General features: G+C 30.7%; 15 protein-coding genes. 3 read left to right on the top strand and 12 right to left on the bottom strand.

The window, feature by feature from the left end:
• Positions 1-89: 89 nt before the first annotated feature.
• On the top strand, positions 90-6,206 hold the full coding sequence (locus FEF17_RS08515; protein ID WP_139001910.1) for an alpha-2-macroglobulin family protein: 6,117 nt from the start codon (positions 90-92) through the stop codon (positions 6,204-6,206).
• Here FEF17_RS08515 and FEF17_RS08510 read toward each other — a convergent pair whose 3' ends face one another.
• Together FEF17_RS08510 and FEF17_RS08505 are read right to left on the bottom strand one after the other, a co-directional pair.
• Entirely contained in the window at positions 6,207-7,124 is a 918-nt protein-coding gene (locus FEF17_RS08510; RefSeq protein WP_139001909.1) for a hypothetical protein, read from the bottom strand.
• 803 nt (positions 7,125-7,927) lie between these two features.
• Positions 7,928-8,443, bottom strand: coding sequence for a DUF4136 domain-containing protein (locus FEF17_RS08505; RefSeq protein ID WP_139001908.1), 516 nt, complete (start codon positions 8,441-8,443; stop codon positions 7,928-7,930).
• Positions 8,444-8,578: 135 nt separating this feature from the next.
• Between FEF17_RS08505 and FEF17_RS08500 the strand changes: the two genes are divergently transcribed.
• Positions 8,579-9,514 (top strand): glycosyltransferase family 2 protein, encoded by a 936-nt coding sequence (locus FEF17_RS08500; RefSeq protein WP_139001907.1) that lies wholly within the window; start codon positions 8,579-8,581, stop codon positions 9,512-9,514.
• Here FEF17_RS08500 and FEF17_RS08495 read toward each other — a convergent pair.
• Entirely contained in the window at positions 9,498-9,905 is a 408-nt protein-coding gene (locus FEF17_RS08495) for a sugar 3,4-ketoisomerase (RefSeq protein WP_139001906.1), read from the bottom strand. The genes FEF17_RS08500 and FEF17_RS08495 overlap by 17 nt on opposite strands.
• Before the next feature lies 1 nt (position 9,906).
• Positions 9,907-10,998: a glycosyltransferase gene (locus tag FEF17_RS08490; protein ID WP_139001905.1), complete on the bottom strand. Its 1,092-nt coding sequence runs from the start codon at positions 10,996-10,998 to the stop codon at positions 9,907-9,909.
• Positions 10,999-11,050: 52 nt separating this feature from the next.
• Between FEF17_RS08490 and FEF17_RS08485 the strand changes: the two genes are divergently transcribed.
• Complete coding sequence (locus FEF17_RS08485; RefSeq protein ID WP_139001904.1) at positions 11,051-11,923, top strand: glycosyltransferase family 2 protein; 873 nt, start codon at positions 11,051-11,053, stop codon at positions 11,921-11,923.
• A gap of 4 nt (positions 11,924-11,927) precedes the next feature.
• Here FEF17_RS08485 and FEF17_RS08480 read toward each other — a convergent pair whose 3' ends face one another.
• The 8 genes from FEF17_RS08480 to typA form a co-directional block, all read right to left on the bottom strand.
• On the bottom strand, positions 11,928-13,373 hold the full coding sequence (locus FEF17_RS08480) for an oligosaccharide flippase family protein (protein WP_139001903.1): 1,446 nt from the start codon (positions 13,371-13,373) through the stop codon (positions 11,928-11,930).
• Positions 13,374-14,372 (bottom strand): hypothetical protein, encoded by a 999-nt coding sequence (locus FEF17_RS08475; protein ID WP_139001902.1) that lies wholly within the window; start codon positions 14,370-14,372, stop codon positions 13,374-13,376.
• Complete coding sequence (locus tag FEF17_RS08470) at positions 14,373-14,942, bottom strand: acyltransferase (RefSeq protein ID WP_139001901.1); 570 nt, start codon at positions 14,940-14,942, stop codon at positions 14,373-14,375.
• Positions 14,942-16,045 (bottom strand): DegT/DnrJ/EryC1/StrS family aminotransferase, encoded by a 1,104-nt coding sequence (locus tag FEF17_RS08465; RefSeq protein WP_139001900.1) that lies wholly within the window; start codon positions 16,043-16,045, stop codon positions 14,942-14,944. Before FEF17_RS08465 ends, FEF17_RS08470 begins: the two co-directional genes overlap by 1 nt.
• Positions 16,042-16,914: a GNAT family N-acetyltransferase gene (locus tag FEF17_RS08460; protein ID WP_246046811.1), complete on the bottom strand. Its 873-nt coding sequence runs from the start codon at positions 16,912-16,914 to the stop codon at positions 16,042-16,044. Before FEF17_RS08460 ends, FEF17_RS08465 begins: the two co-directional genes overlap by 4 nt.
• Positions 16,915-17,057: 143 nt before the next feature.
• A complete protein-coding gene (locus tag FEF17_RS08455; protein WP_139001898.1) occupies positions 17,058-18,362 on the bottom strand; it encodes an O-antigen translocase in 1,305 nt (434 codons plus the stop codon).
• 164 nt (positions 18,363-18,526) lie between these two features.
• Positions 18,527-18,769: a uroporphyrinogen decarboxylase gene (locus FEF17_RS08450; protein WP_139001897.1), complete on the bottom strand. Its 243-nt coding sequence runs from the start codon at positions 18,767-18,769 to the stop codon at positions 18,527-18,529.
• 70 nt (positions 18,770-18,839) lie between these two features.
• Positions 18,840-20,639, bottom strand: coding sequence for a translational GTPase TypA (gene typA, locus FEF17_RS08445; RefSeq protein WP_139001896.1), 1,800 nt, complete (start codon positions 20,637-20,639; stop codon positions 18,840-18,842).
• Between the last annotated feature and the right edge of the window lie 18 nt (positions 20,640-20,657).

Genomic DNA, 20,657 nt, shown 5'->3' with positions numbered 1-20,657 from the left:
GTTAATTTCAATCAACAAAACAAATACTTTAATCATTGCTTGTTCTTTGGAATGACTTTTGAAAGTAGTTTAAAGACAAAATCAAACAAATGAAGCAGTCAATATTTATATTTCTTATTCTATTATTTTCAAGCTATGCATATGCACAAAGATCTACTTACGACCAACTATGGCTCGAAGTTGAAAAGCATGAACTCGAAGGCTTACCTAAATCGGCTTTAAAAGTAGTAGAGCAAATATATACAAAGGCCAATAAAGATGAAAATCATCCGCAAGTCATAAAAACCTTGTTGTTTAAAAGCAAATTTGCTTTAACATTAGAAGAAGATGCACAACTAAAAATTATTAATGATTTTAAAAAGGAAATTGAAGTAAGCTCTTTTCCTATTAACAATGTTTTAGAAAGTATTTTAGCCGATTTATACTGGCAATATTTTCAACAAAACAGATGGAAGTTTTACAACCGAACCAAAACAACTGAAAAAATAAATAAAAATGATTTTCGCACTTGGGATTTGGAAACAATTTTTGAAGAAATCCATTTCCACTTTAAGAAATCCTTAAACGGTGGTTTACTCCTGCAACTTGAGCCTTTAGAAAAATATAGTGCACTTTTAACCGAACAGAAAAACTCAAAACTGTACAGACCTACCCTCTTTGATTTTCTAAGTCATAACGCTTTAGATTTCTACAAATCCAATGAAACCCATCTAAATAAACCTGCATATAAATTTGAAATTGACAACCCAAAATTTATAGCTGATTCTGAAAAGTTTTCAGTTTTAAAAATTGAATCTAAAGACTCGACATCACTTCAATTAAATGCCTTAAAAATCTATCAGGATTTAGTTCAATTTCATTTAAAAGATAAATTGCCTTTTGCATTAGTCGAAGTGAATATTGAACGATTAAATTTTGTACAACAACACGCCACATTTGCAAATAAACAAGACTTATTCCTGAAATCACTGCAGGTTGAAAGTGATAAATACAAAGGACAAAAAACTAAAGGGTTATATGATTTTGAAATGGCTTCTGTTTACCTTCAGCAGAGTCAATCTTACAAACCCAAAACCAACGAAATACATAGGTGGAAGGCAAAAGAAGCAATTGACATGTGCAACAACATCATGACTGAATTCCCAGAAAGTAAAAGCGCAGAAAAAAGCACCATTTTAAAATACCAAATTGAACAACAAACTTTAAGAATTACTACTGAGGAGTTTTTACCTGTTCAAAAACATGCACGATTATTAATAAACTATAAAAACTTAGACTATTTAAAGCTTAACGCTTATAAACTCTCTCAAAGGCAAATTGATAAATTCGGAAAAATACACAGACAAAGTGAGCAATGGGAATTCATACAAAAATTAGATGCATCCAAAACTTGGGAAAGCCGTCTTAAAAATGAATGTGATTTTCAATCACATAGTACAGAAATTTCTATTCCAAAACTCAACAATGGAAGATATTTGATAGTAGCTACCACAAAAGATGACAAAGATAATACATTTGCTTTTACTCATATTCAAATAACGAATATGGCTTTGGTAAACACCAATACAGCCAATTATCAAATTTTTCAAATTATAGATAGAAATAACGGCAAACCAATATCTAATGCTGACGTTGAAGTATCATATTATAGAAGAAATGAAAGAACTCTGGAACAAGAAGATTACACAACAAACCGTTTTGGTGAGGTTAAAATAGAAAAGGATAGTGACTGGTACCGAAATGTAAACTTAAAAGTTAAAAGCTCTAATGAGGTTGCTTATTTCACAGCTAATTGGATAGCGGGCAAGGAGCAACGAATTCGACAAAAAACACAATACAAAGCATTTTTATTTACCGATAGAAGTATTTATAGACCTGGGCAAACAGTATATTTTAAGTCCATCGTAATGCGAACTAAGAAAGGTAAAAGTGACATTTTACCTAACGAAACTATATATGCGACACTATATAATGTAAATGATGAAGACTTGAAGGAATTAGAGTTAAAGACCAACGAATATGGTTCTATTTCTGGTGAATTTATTTTACCAAACAACGGCTTGAATGGACAATATTATATCGAGTTAGATGCCGATGATATAGATATATATGAAGAATACAGATTCTCGGTTGAGGAATATAAGCGACCAAAATTTGAAACAAAGTTCATCCCAATTACTGAAACATTTAAAATCAATGATTCTATTAGTATAATAGGAAATGCACTGACATACGCAGGAAGTAATGTTACAAATGCTAAAGTTGCATATCGCGTGCACAGACAAGTGCAATACCCACACTGGTATTATTGGTATCGCCCAAATCCAAACAGTGAAGCGCAAGAAATAACTCATGGCGAAACTACAACAGATGCCTCTGGAAATTTTGAAATAACTTTTAAAGCTTTAGCCGATAGGAGTGTTTCTAAAAGCAGTTTACCTATTTTTAAATATGAAGTTACTGCCGATGTAATCGATTTAAATGGTGAAACAAGAAGCGCCGCAACTATCGTTAATGTTGGTTATCATGCATTAACTGCTAATCTTAGTATTGATAATATTTTGGATAAAACGAAGAAAGATCATATTCTAAATATTGAAACAAAAAACTTGAATGGCGAATTTGTTCCAGCAAAAGGCAATATTAAAATATATAAATTAAAGGCACCTAGTACCGTATTAAGACCGCGCCCTTGGTCAGCTCCCGATTATCAAGAATTTTCGAAGGAAGCCTTTAAAAATTTGTTTCCACATGATGCATTTCTGGATGAAGACAACCCTAATAATTGGAATAAAGGCGAACTAGTTATGGAAACGGCCTTTAATACAGAGGTTTCAAAAACTATCAAACTCAATAAAATTAAGAAATGGGTTTCTGGTTCATACTTAATAACGTTAGAGAGCAAAGACAAATTTGGTCAATTGGTAAAAGATGAAATAAAGACCACTTTATATAGCGATAAAGATAAAACACTTGCAGACCAAGAATTATTTAACATCTCCACTGATAAACCATCGTATAAGAATGGGGAGACTGCATATATAACTTTGGCTTCGGCCTCCGAAAATATTTGGGTTACATTTTCAGTAGAAAAAGACAAAAAAATCATTCAAACAGAAGTTATTGAATTAAACTCGAACAAAAGGGTTATTAGTATTCCTGTAACACAGGGTGATACTGGTGGCTTTGCAGTTCATTACAGTTACGCAGCCTATAATAGTTTTAATAGTGGTACTCAAATAATACCTGTTCCTTATCCAAAAACCAATCTTGAGATAGAAACCTTAACATTTAGAGACAGATTACAACCTGGAACAGACGAAACTTGGGAATTTAAAATAAAAGGGGCTTATGGTGAAAAGGTAAGCGCTGAATTTTTAGCGAGTATGTATGATGCTTCGTTAGATCAATTCAAGGAGCATAACTGGAATTTTAGTCCTATTACACGCTCATCATACTATTCTAACGTAAGTCGAAGGGCTTATCAAAGTTTTGGAACACGAAACTTTAGAGTATATCAAGATAGACTTCGGGCAAATTACCCGCAACAAGCCTATGATCAGTTGAATTGGTTTGGATTTAGTTTTGGATACAACCAATCATTAAGAATTAGAGGTAATGCGAGCGTTTCTATGGCACTTAGTGGTCGTGTCCCAGGAGTTCAAATTGTGGCAGATGAAATGGAAGTTGAAGAATCTATATTAATGATGGAGAATGATGATAACTTGGATGAAGTAGTCGTAACTGGTATGGCTATTAAAAAAGAACCTAAGAGTCTTGGTTATACTATTAATAGTAACAATGCTGATGTTTATAATTCTACCGAAAATGGTCCAAACTTCGACAACATAAAAATTCGTACAAATCTGCAAGAAACAGCCTTTTTCTTCCCGAAGTTAAAAACCGATGAAGCAGGCAACGTAAGTTTCAGTTTTACCACACCAGAAAGCTTAACCCAATGGAAATTGCAACTTTTAGCGCATACAAAACTATTAGAGAGTGCTTCTAAATCATTAACTACGGTAACTCAAAAGGAGTTAATGGTTATCCCTAATGCACCACGTTTTTTGCGTGAAGGAGACAAAATTTTTATTAGTACTAAAATTGCAAATTTAACAGAGAAACTAATATCGGGACAAGCCATTTTACTCTTAACAGATGGCATTACTGGAAACTCTGTTGATATAAAGCTTGACAATACTGAAAACGATAAAACCTTTTCCTTAGAATCAAAGGGTAATACGGAGGTCTCGTGGCTCTTAACCATTCCGGATGATGTCCAAGTAGTTCAATATAAAGTCGTAGCAAAATCCGATGATTTTAGCGATGGAGAGCAAAATGCTTTACCAGTTTTAAACAATCGCATATTAGTTACCGAAACACTTCCTATGTGGGTTAGAAGTAATCAAACTAAAACATTCACTTTAGATAAATTAAAAAATAATTCCTCCTCTACACTTAAACACCACAAACTAACCTTAGAGATGACATCGAACCCTGCTTGGTATGCGGTACAAGCTTTACCCTATTTAATGGAATACCCCTATGAATGCAACGAACAAACATTTTCAAGATATTATGCCAATGCCTTAGCAAGTCATATTGCCAACTCCAATCCTCGAATCCAAGAAGTTTTTAACCAATGGCGCAACGCTGATGTATTGATTAGTAATCTTGAAAAGAATCAGGAATTAAAATCTATTCTAATTCAAGAAACCCCTTGGCTGCGAGATGTACAAAGTGAAACAGAGCAAAAAAAGCGCATTGCTTTACTATTCGATTTGAATAAAATGAATAACGAATTGCAATCTGCTCTAAATAAATTGAAAAGCAGTCAAATGTCTTCTGGTGGATGGCCTTGGTTTAATGGCGGATATGAAAACCGATATATCACACAGCATATCATTGCAGGTTTTGGTCACTTAAAACAGCTCAATGTCACCATGAGTAAAGTCGATGGGTCTCAGTTGATTCAAAAAGCTATCAATTATTTAGATAATCAATTCATTAAAGAATATAAAGACATAAGAAAGTATGATGCGAAAGTGGATTTAAACAAAGATCATTTAAGCCATACACAATTGCATTATTTATATATGAGAAGCTTCTTCAACGATGTTAAAAAATCTAAAGAGGTTGAAAATATTATTAATTATTATCAAAATCAAATTCAAAAATACTGGTTAAGTCGATCGCTTTATTCTAAAGGATTAATGGCATTAATATCGTATAGAAATAATGACGAAAAAACAGCTTCCAAAATTTTAAAATCTCTAAAAGAAACAAGTGTGACTTCAGATGAATTAGGTATGTATTGGAAATCAAATACTAATTCGTGGCACTGGTATCAGGCCCAAATTGAAACACAAGCTTTAATGATTGAAGTCTTCTCTGAAGCTGGATCTATTATTCAGAGCGACACAAAAAATCTCGAAACCATCGATAATCTTAAAATTTGGTTACTTAAAAACAAACAAACTAATCAGTGGAAAACAACCAAATCTACCACAGAAGCCGTTTACGCCTTATTACTTCAAGGAAGTGACTGGTTAAGTGTTACAGAAATGGTTGAAGTTGTTTTGGGTGGCCAAAAAATAAATCCAAAAAAACTAGAAAAAGTAAAAATTGAAGCTGGAACTGGCTACTATAAAACAGTTTGGAAAGGACAAGAGATTGCTCCAGAAATGGGAGAAGTTACCATTACAAAAAAAGAAAAAGGTATTGCCTGGAGTAGCCTATATTGGCAATATTTTGAAGATTTAGATAATATAACTGCAGCAGAAACGCCTTTAAGTCTTAAGAAAAAATTATTCAAAAAAACAAATACAGATAAAGGAGAAAAAATAACCGAAATAACTTCTAATACCAACTTAAAAATAGGTGATTTAGTTAGAGTGCGCATTGAACTTAAGAGCGATAGAAACATGGAATTTCTTCACATGAAAGACATGAGAGCTTCAGGATTAGAGCCTGTAAATGTTATTTCTAAATACAAATGGCAAGATGGTTTAGGTTATTATGAAAGTACCAAAGACGCTTCTATAAACTTTTTCTTCAGCTACTTACCTAAAGGCGTTTATGTGTTTGAATATGATTTACGCATTAATAATTCAGGAGACATGAGTAACGGTATAACTACCATTCAAAGTATGTATGCTCCAGAATTTAGCAGCCATAGTGAAGGTGTTAGAATTGATGTTTTTTAATTATTTATAAAAAGGTTCTTCACTAACTAAGTTAAATCCTCTATTTATTAATATAAAATCAGACTTTTTTAAAATATTACACACAATAACAACTGAATCGTTTTCAATTTGGCCGTGAAAAATAATACTTTTTTCATCGGGCATTTCATAAAACAACTTTAGTGTATCGCTTGTTTTATTGATATCAACAAGTATTAATGTATTTTTCAACGAATCAATTTCAGAGTGAAATAATCGCTCATCACCCTTATTATTAATAACTTCGGTTCTTCCGTTATATTCCATAACTAAATATTTCCACATTGTGCCCGAGATGTTAGATGCTGAAATTGGACTGTTATTCTTTTTATAAGTGATAACATCATAAATTCCATAAAATTTAGTTTTTGAAAACTGGCCTTCTAAAATCATATTTCTATTCCTCAATTTAAATCCTGCCAAAACAATAATAATAACCATAATAGATATCTTAGCAAAAGCACCTATTCTATACAGATAGATATTATTTAATGCTTCTGGCCGTCTAACAAGTTTTAAAGAAACTCTTTTCGTTGTAAAAAAAAATATAAATATTTTCTTTATATCGTGTGATAGTAAAAATAAAGTAATCAACATGAGGTGAGTGGTAACTATCTTTAAAGGAACATCAAAACTGTAATTTATTACCATCACATTTAGTGTGACAAAAAAAGTTATAATAAGCCCGAATGTTAAAGTTCTTCTAAATAGTAATAATATTGCCATAACTTCAGCAATTCCCATAAAGATATTGTACCCTTTAGAATAGCCTAAAAATGTCCATGCGAGTCCCATTGGAGAAGAATTACCAAAGGTCTTTACTAATCTGGACAAACTAGGTTCTGGGAATTGTAAGTAGAATAGCTTTACTAATCCATAGTTTACTAAAATGATTCCCAAATAAAATCTAAATAATAACTTGAGCCAATAATATATTGTATTGTTTTTCTCGTTATCAATATTCAAAAAAGTCCAAATTATTGAAAATAAAATTGCCAGGGCAAAACAACAAAATAAAGTTATAAAATGCTGGCTGCTATCTATATTACCTTTTAATGAATTACTAGAAACTAAAGCGATATTGAAAACATTATCCGCTAGCCAAGACAAAAAATCATTATAATAACTATTAGGAATATTTAATGTCGTAACTATTCTATTAAATACGTCATTAACAATAAAAAGTGAAAAATAAATGAAAACAAAATGTAAAACAATTTGTTTTAAAAGGTTTTTATTCTGACTAAAAATTTTAAATTCAACCATTTTGTAATTTTATAGTTCAAAATAAATATACACTAAAACAACAAAAAGTTAATAAAATATAAATTTGATTATTATTTATCTTTAAACAATTTTGCCAATAAAGAGCGATATTTATATAACACTATAAACTTATTTGTTCCCTAATTTACTGCTTACAATCAATGGAAAAAATCGGTATTGTTTTATTTAATACTGGTAATAATTAGTGTTTTAGTTTTTAAATTTATATGCTTTTGACAGCTATTAAATATAGCTTCATGACGGCTTTAAGAAGAATTTTTAATATTTAATTAGTGAATAATTTTACAATGAGTTATAAAATCACCTCTTAGATGGTAAATGAAGAATCTACATAAAGCCAACATTTTGATAATTAAAATATTAAATTCTTCACTATTGTTCTGAATCAAACTAAAAGTACTATTTAGACATCATAATTATTTAGGTGGATACTTAACCAAAATTTTATCTACAATTGCTGTAAATCGTGCCTCCCTTTTTTCTGGTGTCGCATTAGGATTAAAACTCGATTCACTTATTGCTTGCCAAAATAAACCAATACCTTCTTCATCCACGAATTCGAAAATAATTTGTCGGTTAACATTAGCTTGACCTATTGGTAAACCTATTGAAATTCCGCCGCCAACATTTCTTCCTCCACCGCCAACTCCTACTCCAACGGTATTTCGTTGCGCTGCTTGAAACTCGCTGCTTTTTATATCGATGTAAAAATCTGGTTTATCTGATAACGAAAACCCTTTTTGTGCCATTTTTAAATCTAACACATCCAACAACCGTTTAGTATCCAATGCACTTAAACCCGTTTGCATATCTCCATAATAGTTATAAGTTTTAAACTTTGAAAAATCTGTACTTTTTTCAAAATCGTAATTCACATAAATTGGAGCACAAGAAACAAAAAGTAATAGCATTAGAATTTGATATACCTTCATAGTAGAAATTTTAATATAAAGTTAAGCAAAAATTGTTCTATTTAATTCGTTAATCGCTTATCCAGTTCATATAGAGTTTAACCAATTCGTATTTGTCCTCTAATTGCATTATTTTTACTCACTAAAATCGAAACGATGCCTTTTTTTTCTGTGGTTATTCCTTTATATAATAAGGAAGATTATATAGAAGATACTTTAAAGAGTGTCATGAATCAAACATTTACAGATTTTGAGATTATTATTGTTGATGATGGCTCTACCGATAAAAGCCTCCTAAAAATTAATTCATTTGAAGACCTCAGAATAAAAGTATTTCATCAAAATAATCAAGGTGCATCGGCATCTAGGAACAAAGGTATTGAACTCGCAAAAGCTAATATAATTGCTTTTTTAGATGCAGACGATATATGGTTACCAAACCATTTGGAAACTCTTAAAAATCTTGTTAACGATTTCCCTAATTGTGGATTGTATTGCAGCAGATATCAAACAAAACTTACAAAAAGAAAAATTATAAAGCATAGCTTTAGTGATGTTATTGCCGACAATTTTAGAGGCATAATACCCGATTTCTTTAAAGCTAGTTTAATGCATAGGGTTGCTCATACATCTGCTCTTGCAATTCATAAAAATATCTTTGCAAAATATGGTGTATTCGATTTGGATATTTCAAGCGGACAAGATTTAGATTTGTGGGTCAGAATTGGTGCATATAGTGATGTCGCCATTTCAAACGAAATTACATCTATTTACAGATTTGAAATTCCCAATACACTTTCAAAAACGAGTTTTCTAAAAAAAAATCTCATTGATTTTAAAAAATTTGAAACGTTAGAACAGACGAATAAAAGTTTAAAGCAATTTTTAGATCTTTATCGATTGGAATATGCTATTCATTATAGAATGGCAGGTAGTATATTAAATTCAAAAATGCTACTCAAGGAAATTAGATCTAAGATCCCAGTAAAATCGAAGATTTTGCTAAACTTACACCCTAAATTGCTTCAGTTATTGTTAAAAACTAAGCATCTTTTAAAAAGAATAGGATTTAACTTCACAATTTACCAGTAATTATTTTGTCTCTATAATCATTAAAGTCCCTAATATAATCTTCTTCTTTAAAAATATCTGAGGCTATGACTAAACAAACTGCTCCTGACGAAAAGTTTTTTAGTTCTCTCCAAACACCATTATTAATAAGCAACCCCTCAAAAGGTTTGTTTAACAAAACGGTTTCTTCTTCATTTATGTTATTTAGAACTACCTCAAAACTTCCCGAAAGTGCAATTAAAAACTCTTTTTGTTCAATATGAGCATGCCCGCCACGTTCAGCTCCTGCGGGAACATCATAAAGATAGTACACACGTTTAAAAGAAAATGGTAAGATTTCCTTTTCTATAACCGAGAGGTTACCTCTATAATCTTCAATTTTGGGTATGTTAATTTTCTTGCCTATAGTCATTCTAATCTTGTTTTAATAATAGCAACCACGACTTTTTTATTTTTTCATGTGAAAATTTCATGATACTATTTTTAGCATTTTTACTATACTTATCCAATAGTTCCTTGTTGTTAAACAATTTATTCATTGCTTTTAATAAGGCCTCAAAATCTTGATCTTTAACTAATATACCATTTACATTTGGTTTTATAATTTCATTTGGCCCACTAAACAAATCGAAGCTAATTGCCGGGGTCGAGCAAGCCATAGCTTCTAATAACACCATAGGAAATCCTTCATATTTGCTAGATAAGACTAGAAACAATGCATTTTGAATATATGCTTTAGGATTGTCCAAGGATCCCGTAAATACGAGATTATTAGATATTTTCAATGAGTTAGCCAAAACTTCACAATCTTCTTTTTGACTACCATCCCCTACCAATACCAATTTTATCTGATTGTTAGGTAAGCACGACTTAGAATAGACTTCAATTAACCTATCAAATTGCTTTAAGGGTTCTATTCTACCAACGGCAATAATATATTTAAAATTAAAAGGTGAAATTGACTTTTCTTCATAGTCTTTTATGCCAATAGAATTATAAATACACTTTAAATTATTTAATCCATATTTCGCTTCTATGGACTTTTTAATCCCATTAGAACAACATACCATAGCAAAGGCATTATTATATAAATAGTTGGTAAACCAGACCTGTTTTTGCAAGTAAGTTTCAATTCTTGAACTATGAATATTGTAAATAATTTTTGTTTTAGGGTAGATAAATTTAGAAATAATGAATTCTGAAAATGGGTTTAATCGATAGCGCTGATCTATAATATAATCAAATTTTGATTTTTTTAAATACTTTTTAAACGCCAGGTATCTTCTCAATCTTTTAAAAAATCCACCTTTATTTTTAGAAGAAACATTAAAATTTTTATACTCATTTATAGTATTTAGATTATCACACTGATCCAATAATAAGAGTTCAACTAAAATACCCTTTTCACTATATAATAGCTCATATAAATTGGTAACAACTCGAGATAATCCTCCGAGATCTAAACTATATGCTACAATGGCTATTTTAGTTGTTTTCTTTTGCAATACTATTTTGATTGGTTACTTTAGGGACAAATATAAAACATAGTTTTAACCGATGGTAAATAAACCCAAAGTTACTGTTATTTGCACTTGTTATAACCACGAACACTATGTTGTTGATGCTCTTAATTCTATATTGAACCAAACCTATCCAAACATTCAACTTATAATAATTGACGACTGTAGTACCGACAACTCAGTTAACGTAATTGAACAGTGGATTAAGGGAAGAAAGGATATTCTGTTTTTAAAAAACACCCAAAACCTTGGTAGTATAAAAACATTTAATACGGCTTACAAACACGTTCAAGGTGAATATATTCTGGATTTAGCCGCAGACGATATCCTTTTAAACCATTGTATTCACGAGCTAGTTAATGCTTTTGCTGACAACGAATTTAAAAATATTGGGATTGTATATGGCAATATAAATTTAGTAGATGAAGATCGAAACCATCTTTCAATTTATTATGACAACACCGAAAACCCAGAAAGCGGCGATATTTATAAAATGGTTATAGGAAGAACAACAAAAATATGCTCCATAGCTTCCATGATAAAAAAAACTGTTTTTGATGCTGTGGGGGGCTATGATGAAAGTTTATCCTACGAAGATTTAGATTTATGGGTTAGAGTTTCTAGAAACTATAATTTTCAATATATTCCATTGGTTCTTGCCGAAAAAAGAGAACTAAATAATTCGTTAAGTGCACATTTCTTAAAAAGGAATAATCTTTCTTATAAATTGCATACTTCTACTTTAAAAATTTTCGAAAAAATCCTCGAACTTAACGTTTCAAAAGATGAATACCGCATCATGCTAAAAAGAATTTATTTTGAAATATTTAAATTTTTAAAGGCTAGGCAATTTTTGCTTCTTTTAAGATTATTACTAATAGGTTTAAAAGCAACCTTCAAGAGTATATAAATATTTATTGAAGAAGTGATTTCTTCAAACTTATAAAAGAATAACTTACAGAAATAATAAAAAGAATAATTATAAGGTAATTAAAGTTTTTAAAATCTGTCCATAGTATGGCCAACATAGCCCCAAGAGAAAGTAGTATTGAAATTATAATAATCCTTAAGGTCTTTTTTCTAAATTTAAAATTATAATAAACTCGAGCAACGTAATAATTATAAACCCCAGAAACCAAAAACATAATAACCATAGCTATGCCTAAACCTAATAATCCTAAATAATAAAACAAAACCAGAGAAGCCACTACATTTACAGCATCACCTAACAAATTTTGGGTTAAAAAAAGTCGTTTATGTCCTTTAATTAAAGATATAAATCCAATAGGCCAAACGATAGCCTTTAAAATTATACCAAACAACCCCACTTTTAATATACTTAATACGCTTAAAAATTCTGCAGTATATAATAAACCAATTAAAAAAGGCGCCACTAAATATAATAACATTACAGCTGGTACTACGATTAATAAAGCAAATTCGGTTTGATCATTAATTAAGTCGTCAAAATAAGTTTTGTTGTTTTCATAATTACAAAGTCTAGGATAAAAATCGTTCGACATTGTTGCAAAAACCATCCCTAAATAGCCAACCAAAATAGTGTTACTTACCTGGTAAACACCAAGAACTTCGAAAGAATAATAAGTTTTTAAATACCATCTAATAATGTAAAAGCATAATTGCCCAAAAATAGCACTTACACTTAATAGAAGACCTAATTTTACTAAGGGTAGTCCTTCTTTAAAAACATGTTTTATTGAAATTGGTTTTCTTAGCACTTCCACATGACGCGTAAAATAAAGACTGAGAAGTAATGCGAATAATGCCGTAGTAATTATTACTGGTATTATTGCTTCGAGTCCAAAATAATAATAACCTACCACGGTAATAACTGAGGACAATATTGCATTAACAATATTATATTTTACAATAAGATTAATGCTCTTTTTAGCTTGTAATACTGCTAATCTTATATTTGCTACCGAGGTAAAAATAAAATAGGCTCCAAGTGCAATTATCCACCACTGTTTAGAATAATCGTCAAAAATAATTTGAGTTATCTGTTTTGAAAAAACTACAATAGCAACTAACCCTAATATTCCTGTTGCAAATGTCCACTTATAAACAATTTGTAATGTTCTTCCCGATTTTAGTTTGTTTGATTCCTGATCTTCAAGAGCTATTTCTCGAACACTGCTAGAAGCAATTCCCAAATTAGTAATGCTATATATTAAGCCTAATATATTTCCAAGCAATCCTATAATTCCAATACCAGTAGGTCCCAAAAAAATAGCCGCAATTTTATTACTAAATAAACGCGCCATCATAGTAACGATTTGAGATGCCCCAAATAAACGCGTATTTTTAAAGATTACTTTATGAAAACTTTTTTGATTCATTTAAATGTCGCAACCAATAACTCTGAATTCTTGCTTAAAATTACCAACCCAATCTTGCCATTGATTTATGTATGTATCAGATTTATCATTTGATTTTAAAATATCTTTTATTTTATTTTCATCTAAATCCGATTCCAAATTAGTGGAGAAAAAACTATCATTTGATAGCCAAAAATTATTCAACACATAATTAAAATTATGAATAGAAAATCTAGAATAATTATATTTTGACGATGCCGACGACATAAACCCTGTTTTTAATACCTCTATATTTGTTCTTCCAAAATATACTTTATTATCCTTAACATACTTTAAAGCATTTTTTATTTGTTCTTTTTCATTAACCTTATTTGCAGAGTTTTTCCAAATACTCAAAAAATAACTTTTCTTAAAAATAGCACCGGCTACCGAATAAATTGTATAATACTTTAACGCTTGGGTAGTTGAGACTAAACCATGAATTCTCAATAGTTTTTGCCAAATAATGTTATGCTTTGTATATAGATATTTATAGATTATTGGCTGTTTAATTTTAATTCCTGTTTTATAAATCACAAAATCATCATTTTGTTTAATAACATTATCGCCAATAACTTTTTTATTTGAAACCCAGAACAATTTAAGCAAAGCTAAATTCTCTTTCTCACAATAACGCCTTAATCTTGCAATATCAATTTGCTTTGTAAACCAAATATCATCTTCTAGAACAATAAAATAGTCTGAAGCTATTTTAGCAACTTCATACCAGAGCTTAGAAGGGATTATTTCTGGTAACTCATAATTTTGAGATTCAATTAGTTTAGATTTCTGTTTATAATTATCTGATTTTATAATTATTACATCTGGATACTTTAATTTTATCTTATCTAAATAAACTTGAGGTGTTCCATCATCGAGAATAAAAATTTTGCCATTAAAGTTTTTAACGAATAAAAAAATGCTGAATAAACATCGATCTAAATAATACGCTCTATTAAACGATTTTATTATTATATCCATTTACAATGTTCTAACGACTTTAGCTGGATTTCCAGCCACAATTACATTATCTGGAAAAGACTTGCTTAAAATACTGCCAGAACCTATAACAGAATTATTTCCTATCGTAACCCCTTTTAGAATAGTTACATTACTTCCAATAAACACATTTTTACCAATAATAACCGGTTCTGCAGGAGGGTTAGTATCATTTCTTTTTTCTGCCTCTAAATGATGAAAATCGCTATCCACTATTGAAACATTAACTCCAATAACACAATTATCTTGTATTTCAATACCACTATTTGAGACAGCACTAAAATTGTTATTAATAACAACATTATTACCTATTTCTATTCTTGAAATTTTCTCTCTAGCTTCAAGATAGCTATAATGAGAGTAAAATAAAGGTGATTGCTGATAGCCGAATTGAACATTTTCTCCAATAATTATTTGCCCGTTTCCGGAAAACAGAACTGGTGATATTAAATCTGGTCTATGCCCCGTAGGTCTCAAATCTGACAACCAGCTATATTTTAGTCTTCTAGCTTTTATAAACAACAATCCTTTAATTTTTTTTATTAAACCCATTAATAATTATTTAAGGCAGTAATTATTTTTTCAACATCACGACTCTTTATATAGGGATTTAATGGTATGCTTATAACTTCGTCGTGTATATTTTCGGTAATTGGTAATGACTTGTTATTCCAACTTTTAAAAACTTTCTGTTTATGAGGGGGAATAGGATAAAAAATTAGTGTTTCAACACCATTTTTCAATAGAAATTCTTTTAATTCATTTCGATTCTTTGTTCTAATTACAAATACGTGAAATACATGATTTTTGGAGCCATCCCAATAAGGCAGCAATATTTTTTTATTATTAATTTCACTGACGTATTTTTTTGCTATCTCTCTCCTTTTTTCATTCTCTTTATCTAAATAAGGAAGTTTAATGTTAAGCATAGAAGCCTGAACTTCATCAAGCCTATTATTATATCCCAAAGCATCATTCTTAAATTTAGTAGACCTACCATAATTTCTCAACTTGTATATCATCTTAGCTAAAGAATCATCGCTAGTAGTTACCGCTCCAGCATCACCCAAAGCACCTAGGTTTTTTGTGGGGTAAAAACTAAAAGCTGCCGCGTCTCCTAAATTACCAGCTTTTCTACCAAGATCCATATCACGAGCACCATGAGCCTGAGCAGCATCCTCTATAACCAATAAATCATACTTTCTCGATATTTCCAATATACCTTTCATATCGGCAAGCATGCCATATAAATGTACAGCTAAAATAGCTTTTGTTTTATCTGAAATTTTCTTGGTTATTTCTAATGGATCAATATTAAAGGTATCCTCATTTGGCTCTACCAAAACTGGTTCTAGTCCTGCATTAATTATTGCCAAAATAGAGGCTATATATGTATTAGCCGCTACTATTACTTGATCTCCTTTTTTTAATTTCCCCAACCTTATGTAGGACTTAAATATTAAGGTTAACGCATCAAGCCCATTACTAACACCAATACAATGATTTACACCGCAAAAATCTGCAAATTTATTTTCAAATTGTATTACTTGACTTCCTAAAATATAGTAGCCTTCATCTAAAAAATTTCTAAAAGCCTTTTTTAATTGCTCTTCATAATGCTGGTTTATTATTTTTAAATCTAAAAACTTAATCATTGCATTACATTTTCTAATAATTTATAATTTTTAGTTTCAATAATAAATACATCGCTCGTAACGGTACCAGTTCCAAAACCTTCTTTCCAAAATAACAACCCTTTATTTATGGTATTATCATCATTTCCTTTAGAGGTTCCTAGATCAAAATACTTCTTTTGCGGATACACATTATTTATTAAATGTAGTTGTAAAAAATCTAAGCTTCCTAAGGTGTTTTTATTTTTATCTCCTGAGATATATTGCAATTTTGCTACTTCGTCTGATTGAAAAATAGTAGCACCCGCGACAATCTTGTTTTCATAAAACACATTAAACTGTCTTAAATTTTTGGGAAATTTCTTTTTTAACAGGGTAATCTCTTTTAGGCTATGTAAAGGCATTGCGTTATAATTCTCTACTAAGTTTGGTATTAATATATTATTCCAAAAAGTTTTAAAATCACCTTCTTCTTTTACAACCAAACCATGTTTTACGCCTCTTTTTTCGCCTTCTAACCTACTTTTAGAATACAATGTTTTATTGTCTGAACAAAGAACACTATGCAAATAACGTTCAACAATATTTGCTTTTAGTAAATCAGCCATGAATGATAATTCTCCGCTTGGCTTTTTTAAATAAACAAAAGGTATCTCCTTTATCTGTAAAAATTTAATTCCATTAAATTCTAAGAAAGTTAAAATTTTATAAAAAATATCTATTACAGAGCCAAATTTTTGATTGAACTCTAAAATAAGCCCTCCATAACTTAAACCTTGATGAGAATACAATTTATTTCCAACTTTATTTGCAGGTAAAAGTGCAGATAGCTTGTTACCTTTAAAAACCATTAATGAATAATCTTCAAATCTATCTTGATGATATTCCATAAAATCTCTGTAAAAAAGAAATGTAGAATTTTTAGCCTCTGAAACAAAGTTGTCCCAAAGCCCTTTGTGTTCCGGACTATATTTCTTTATACTATAGATAACTATAAAATATACTTAATAAACTAGAATAAAACCCAATTATATTAGTCGTCAAACTTTCTTTCGTCTACTCCAAAAAGAGAACTTCCGAATATAAGCAATATAACACCATAATACATAATGTAACTAACCAAATGACCAATTACAGCTCCTTCTACCCCATATATTTTAATAAAATAAATACTTGTTGTATAGGTAATAATCACCAAAAAAGCCTCAGTTATAATATAATGCCAAAACATTTTTTTCGCTAAAAATTGGTATGCGATAACGATAGACATAACTTTGAAAAAATCCCCTAATAATTGCCATAAGAATAAATCTTCAACCGGTTCAAATTCAGTGGAAAAAACAAGTGTGACAATTAAAGATTTAAATAAATATATAAGCAACAACCCAAGAGCAAAAATTGGGATTATTGTTTTATAAAAACTAAACACCTCTTTCCTAAACTCTCTTGAGTTATTTATTTCAGAAAATCTGGGTAAGATATAAAGGGCCATTAAGGTGTTAACTAACATGAGGTAGTACTTTGAAATTCTTGTCATGGCTTCCCAAAAACCAGCGTCTTTATAGCTAACATGCTCAATAATATAAGACCTTATAGCAATGGCTACTATTGGCAAAATAACAGCCGAAAATAATGCCATTATGGAATATGAACTTAATTTTTTAAATACATTGATGCTAACTTGCTTTAACTGGATATAACCAATTAAACTACGTCTGTTTATAATACCCACAAGGGTAATTAAAAATATGAGAGACTCTGCTATAACAACTGATATTAGCGCACCCTCTATTTTCTTTTGATAAATTAACAGAAGCGTAATAGATAAGCCTAAAATCTGACCAATGATATTTATTACTATCAATATTTTATACTTTGAAAATCCATTCATTATTGAAAATGAAAACATATTCAGCGCATAAAATGGGAGTACAATAGCAAAAATGCGTATCACATAAGCATAATTTCCATAAAACGGAAATATGAGATTATTAATAGTATGTGCATTAAAATAAATTAAAAGCGACACCAAAATCGTGGCTATAAAACCAAAATAAAATGTTGTAGAAATGGTTTTACTTAACCTGATTGAATCCTCCTTAAAAGCAGCAATATATTTAACTGCGCCATTGTAAAATCCTAAAATAGAGATGGTTTGAAAAGCACTAACAAAATTCCTTAAGTTACCTATCAATGCTAGCCCTTCCGCCCCAATAAAAATAGCAATGGCCTTTGAAGTTAAAACACCAGCAATAATCTTAGTAAAAACAGATGCCGTTTTTAAAGATGCAATTTTTATTAATACTTTACTGTTTATGTATTCTAATAATCTCTTCAATTAATACAAGTTACCTTTTATTAGAAATATATGATTGTAAAATCAAGTGTAGGGTGCTTATTAATTAATCCTTCCGGAGCGAACCAAAGATACAAAATGATTTAAGTTTGACTAATTAAATTAGACCAACTGGAAGAAATAAATTATGTTTTAAACAGAATACTTTAGGAAGTTCTTTTTCTCATTAAGTAATAAGCATTTACAGCAAATATAGCCACATTTGCTATAATGATTGGCAATCCAATTCTTAAGTTTGGCATTAAAAACCCGTATAGCACAAATAAAATACAACCTGCCATATTGAGCAAACGTAATCCTTTTATTGTCCTCATTGTAAATGAAATTAAAACCATTAGAGACGCTAAATAGCCAACATATTCTGTACCTGTGATTCCGAATAATTCCATATTCCAATAATAGCAAAAAAAAAGAGAAACTCAATTCGAATTTCTCTTTTATAACGCTGTTTATAATTCGTTATAACGACTTATTTCGTTTTCGTTCAACCTCGGTTAAAAATATCTTCCTTAAACGCAAATGACCTGGGGTTACCTCCACATATTCATCTTTCTGAATATATTCCAATGCTTCCTCTAAGGAAAACTTTATAGCTGGTACAATTTTAGCTTTATCATCGGCACCAGCCGAACGTACGTTACTCAATTTTTTGGTTTTGGTAACATTAACTGTCATATCGTCTCCTCGAGAGTTTTCACCAATAACCTGTCCTTCATAAATATCTTCTCCTGGATCGATAAAAAACTTACCTCTATCTTGTAATTTATCAATTGAATAGGGAATAGCTTGTCCCTTTTCCATGGAAACCAAACTCCCATTTTGTCTTTCTGGAATACCGCCCTTTAAAGGTTGATACTCTTTAAATCGGTGTGCCATTATAGCTTCTCCTGCTGTAGCTGTTAATAACTGATTCCTTAAACCAATAATTCCTCTTGATGGTACAATAAACTCACAAACCATACGATCACCTTTAGCTTCCATACTTAACATTTCACCTTTACGCATGGTTACCATTTCTATAGCTTTACCTGAAACAACTTCTGGTAAATCAATAGTCATTTCTTCAACCGGTTCACATTTTACACCATCGATTTCTTTAATAATTACTTGCGGTTGTCCTATTTGAAGCTCATAACCTTCTCGACGCATGGTTTCGATTAAAACAGATAAATGAAGTACACCTCTACCAAATACCATGAACTTATCTGCGCTATCTGTTTCTTCAACACGAAGTGCTAAATTCTTTTCAAGTTCTTTTGTTAATCTATCCTTTATATGACGCGATGTTACATACTTACCATCTTTACCGAAAAATGGCGAATCGTTAATAGTAAATAACATGCTCATTGTTGGCTCATCAATGGCAATGGTTTTTAAACCTTCTGGTGCTTCCCAATCGGCAACTGTATCTCCAATTTCAAAACCTTCTAAACCTACAATGGCACAAATATCACCCGCTTGAACCACATCAACTTTTTTACGTCCTAAACCTTCAAAAGTGTGTAATTCTTTTATTTTAGATTTCACAATGCTCCCGTCTCTTTTTACCAAAGAAATATTCTGACCCACTTTTAACTCGCCACGTGTTAAGCGACCTATTGCAATTCTTCCTGTAAAGGATGAGAAATCTAAAGATGTTATAAGCATTTGAGTGGTTCCAGCTTCAATCTTAGGCGATGGTATATGATCTATAACCATATCAAGCAATGGTTCAATGTTTTCAGTTTCATGTTGCCAATCATCACTCATCCAATTGTTTTTTGCAGAACCATATACCGTTGGAAAATCCAACTGCCATTCTTCTGCACCTAACTCAAACATTAAATCAAAAACCTTTTCATGTACTTCGTCGGGTGTACAGTTCTCCTTATCTACTTTATTGATTACAACGCAGGGTTTCAAACCTAAGTCAATAGCTTTCTGTAAAACAAAACGCGTTTGTGGCATAGGACCTTCAAAAGCATCAACCAATAACAAGACACCATCTGCCATATTTAAGACACGCTCTACTTCACCACCAAAATCGGCGTGACCAGGTGTATCGATAATATTGATTTTAGTTTCCTTGTAAATTACAGAAACATTTTTAGACGTAATTGTAATACCTCTTTCACGCTCTAAATCATTATTATCAAGAATCAAATCACCAGTATTTTCATTCTCACGAAATAACTGACAATGGTACATTATCTTATCTACCAAAGTCGTTTTACCATGATCGACGTGAGCTATAATTGCAATATTTTTGATACTTGTCATACTACCCCATTTTAAGCG

The sequence above is a fragment of the Hyunsoonleella aestuarii genome, assembly GCF_006148925.1.
In the GTDB taxonomy this organism is placed as follows: Bacteria; Bacteroidota; Bacteroidia; order Flavobacteriales; family Flavobacteriaceae; genus Algibacter_D; species Algibacter_D aestuarii.
The sequence above is the reverse complement of the archived record's forward strand: the minus strand, read 5'-3'. Positions and strand labels throughout refer to the sequence as shown.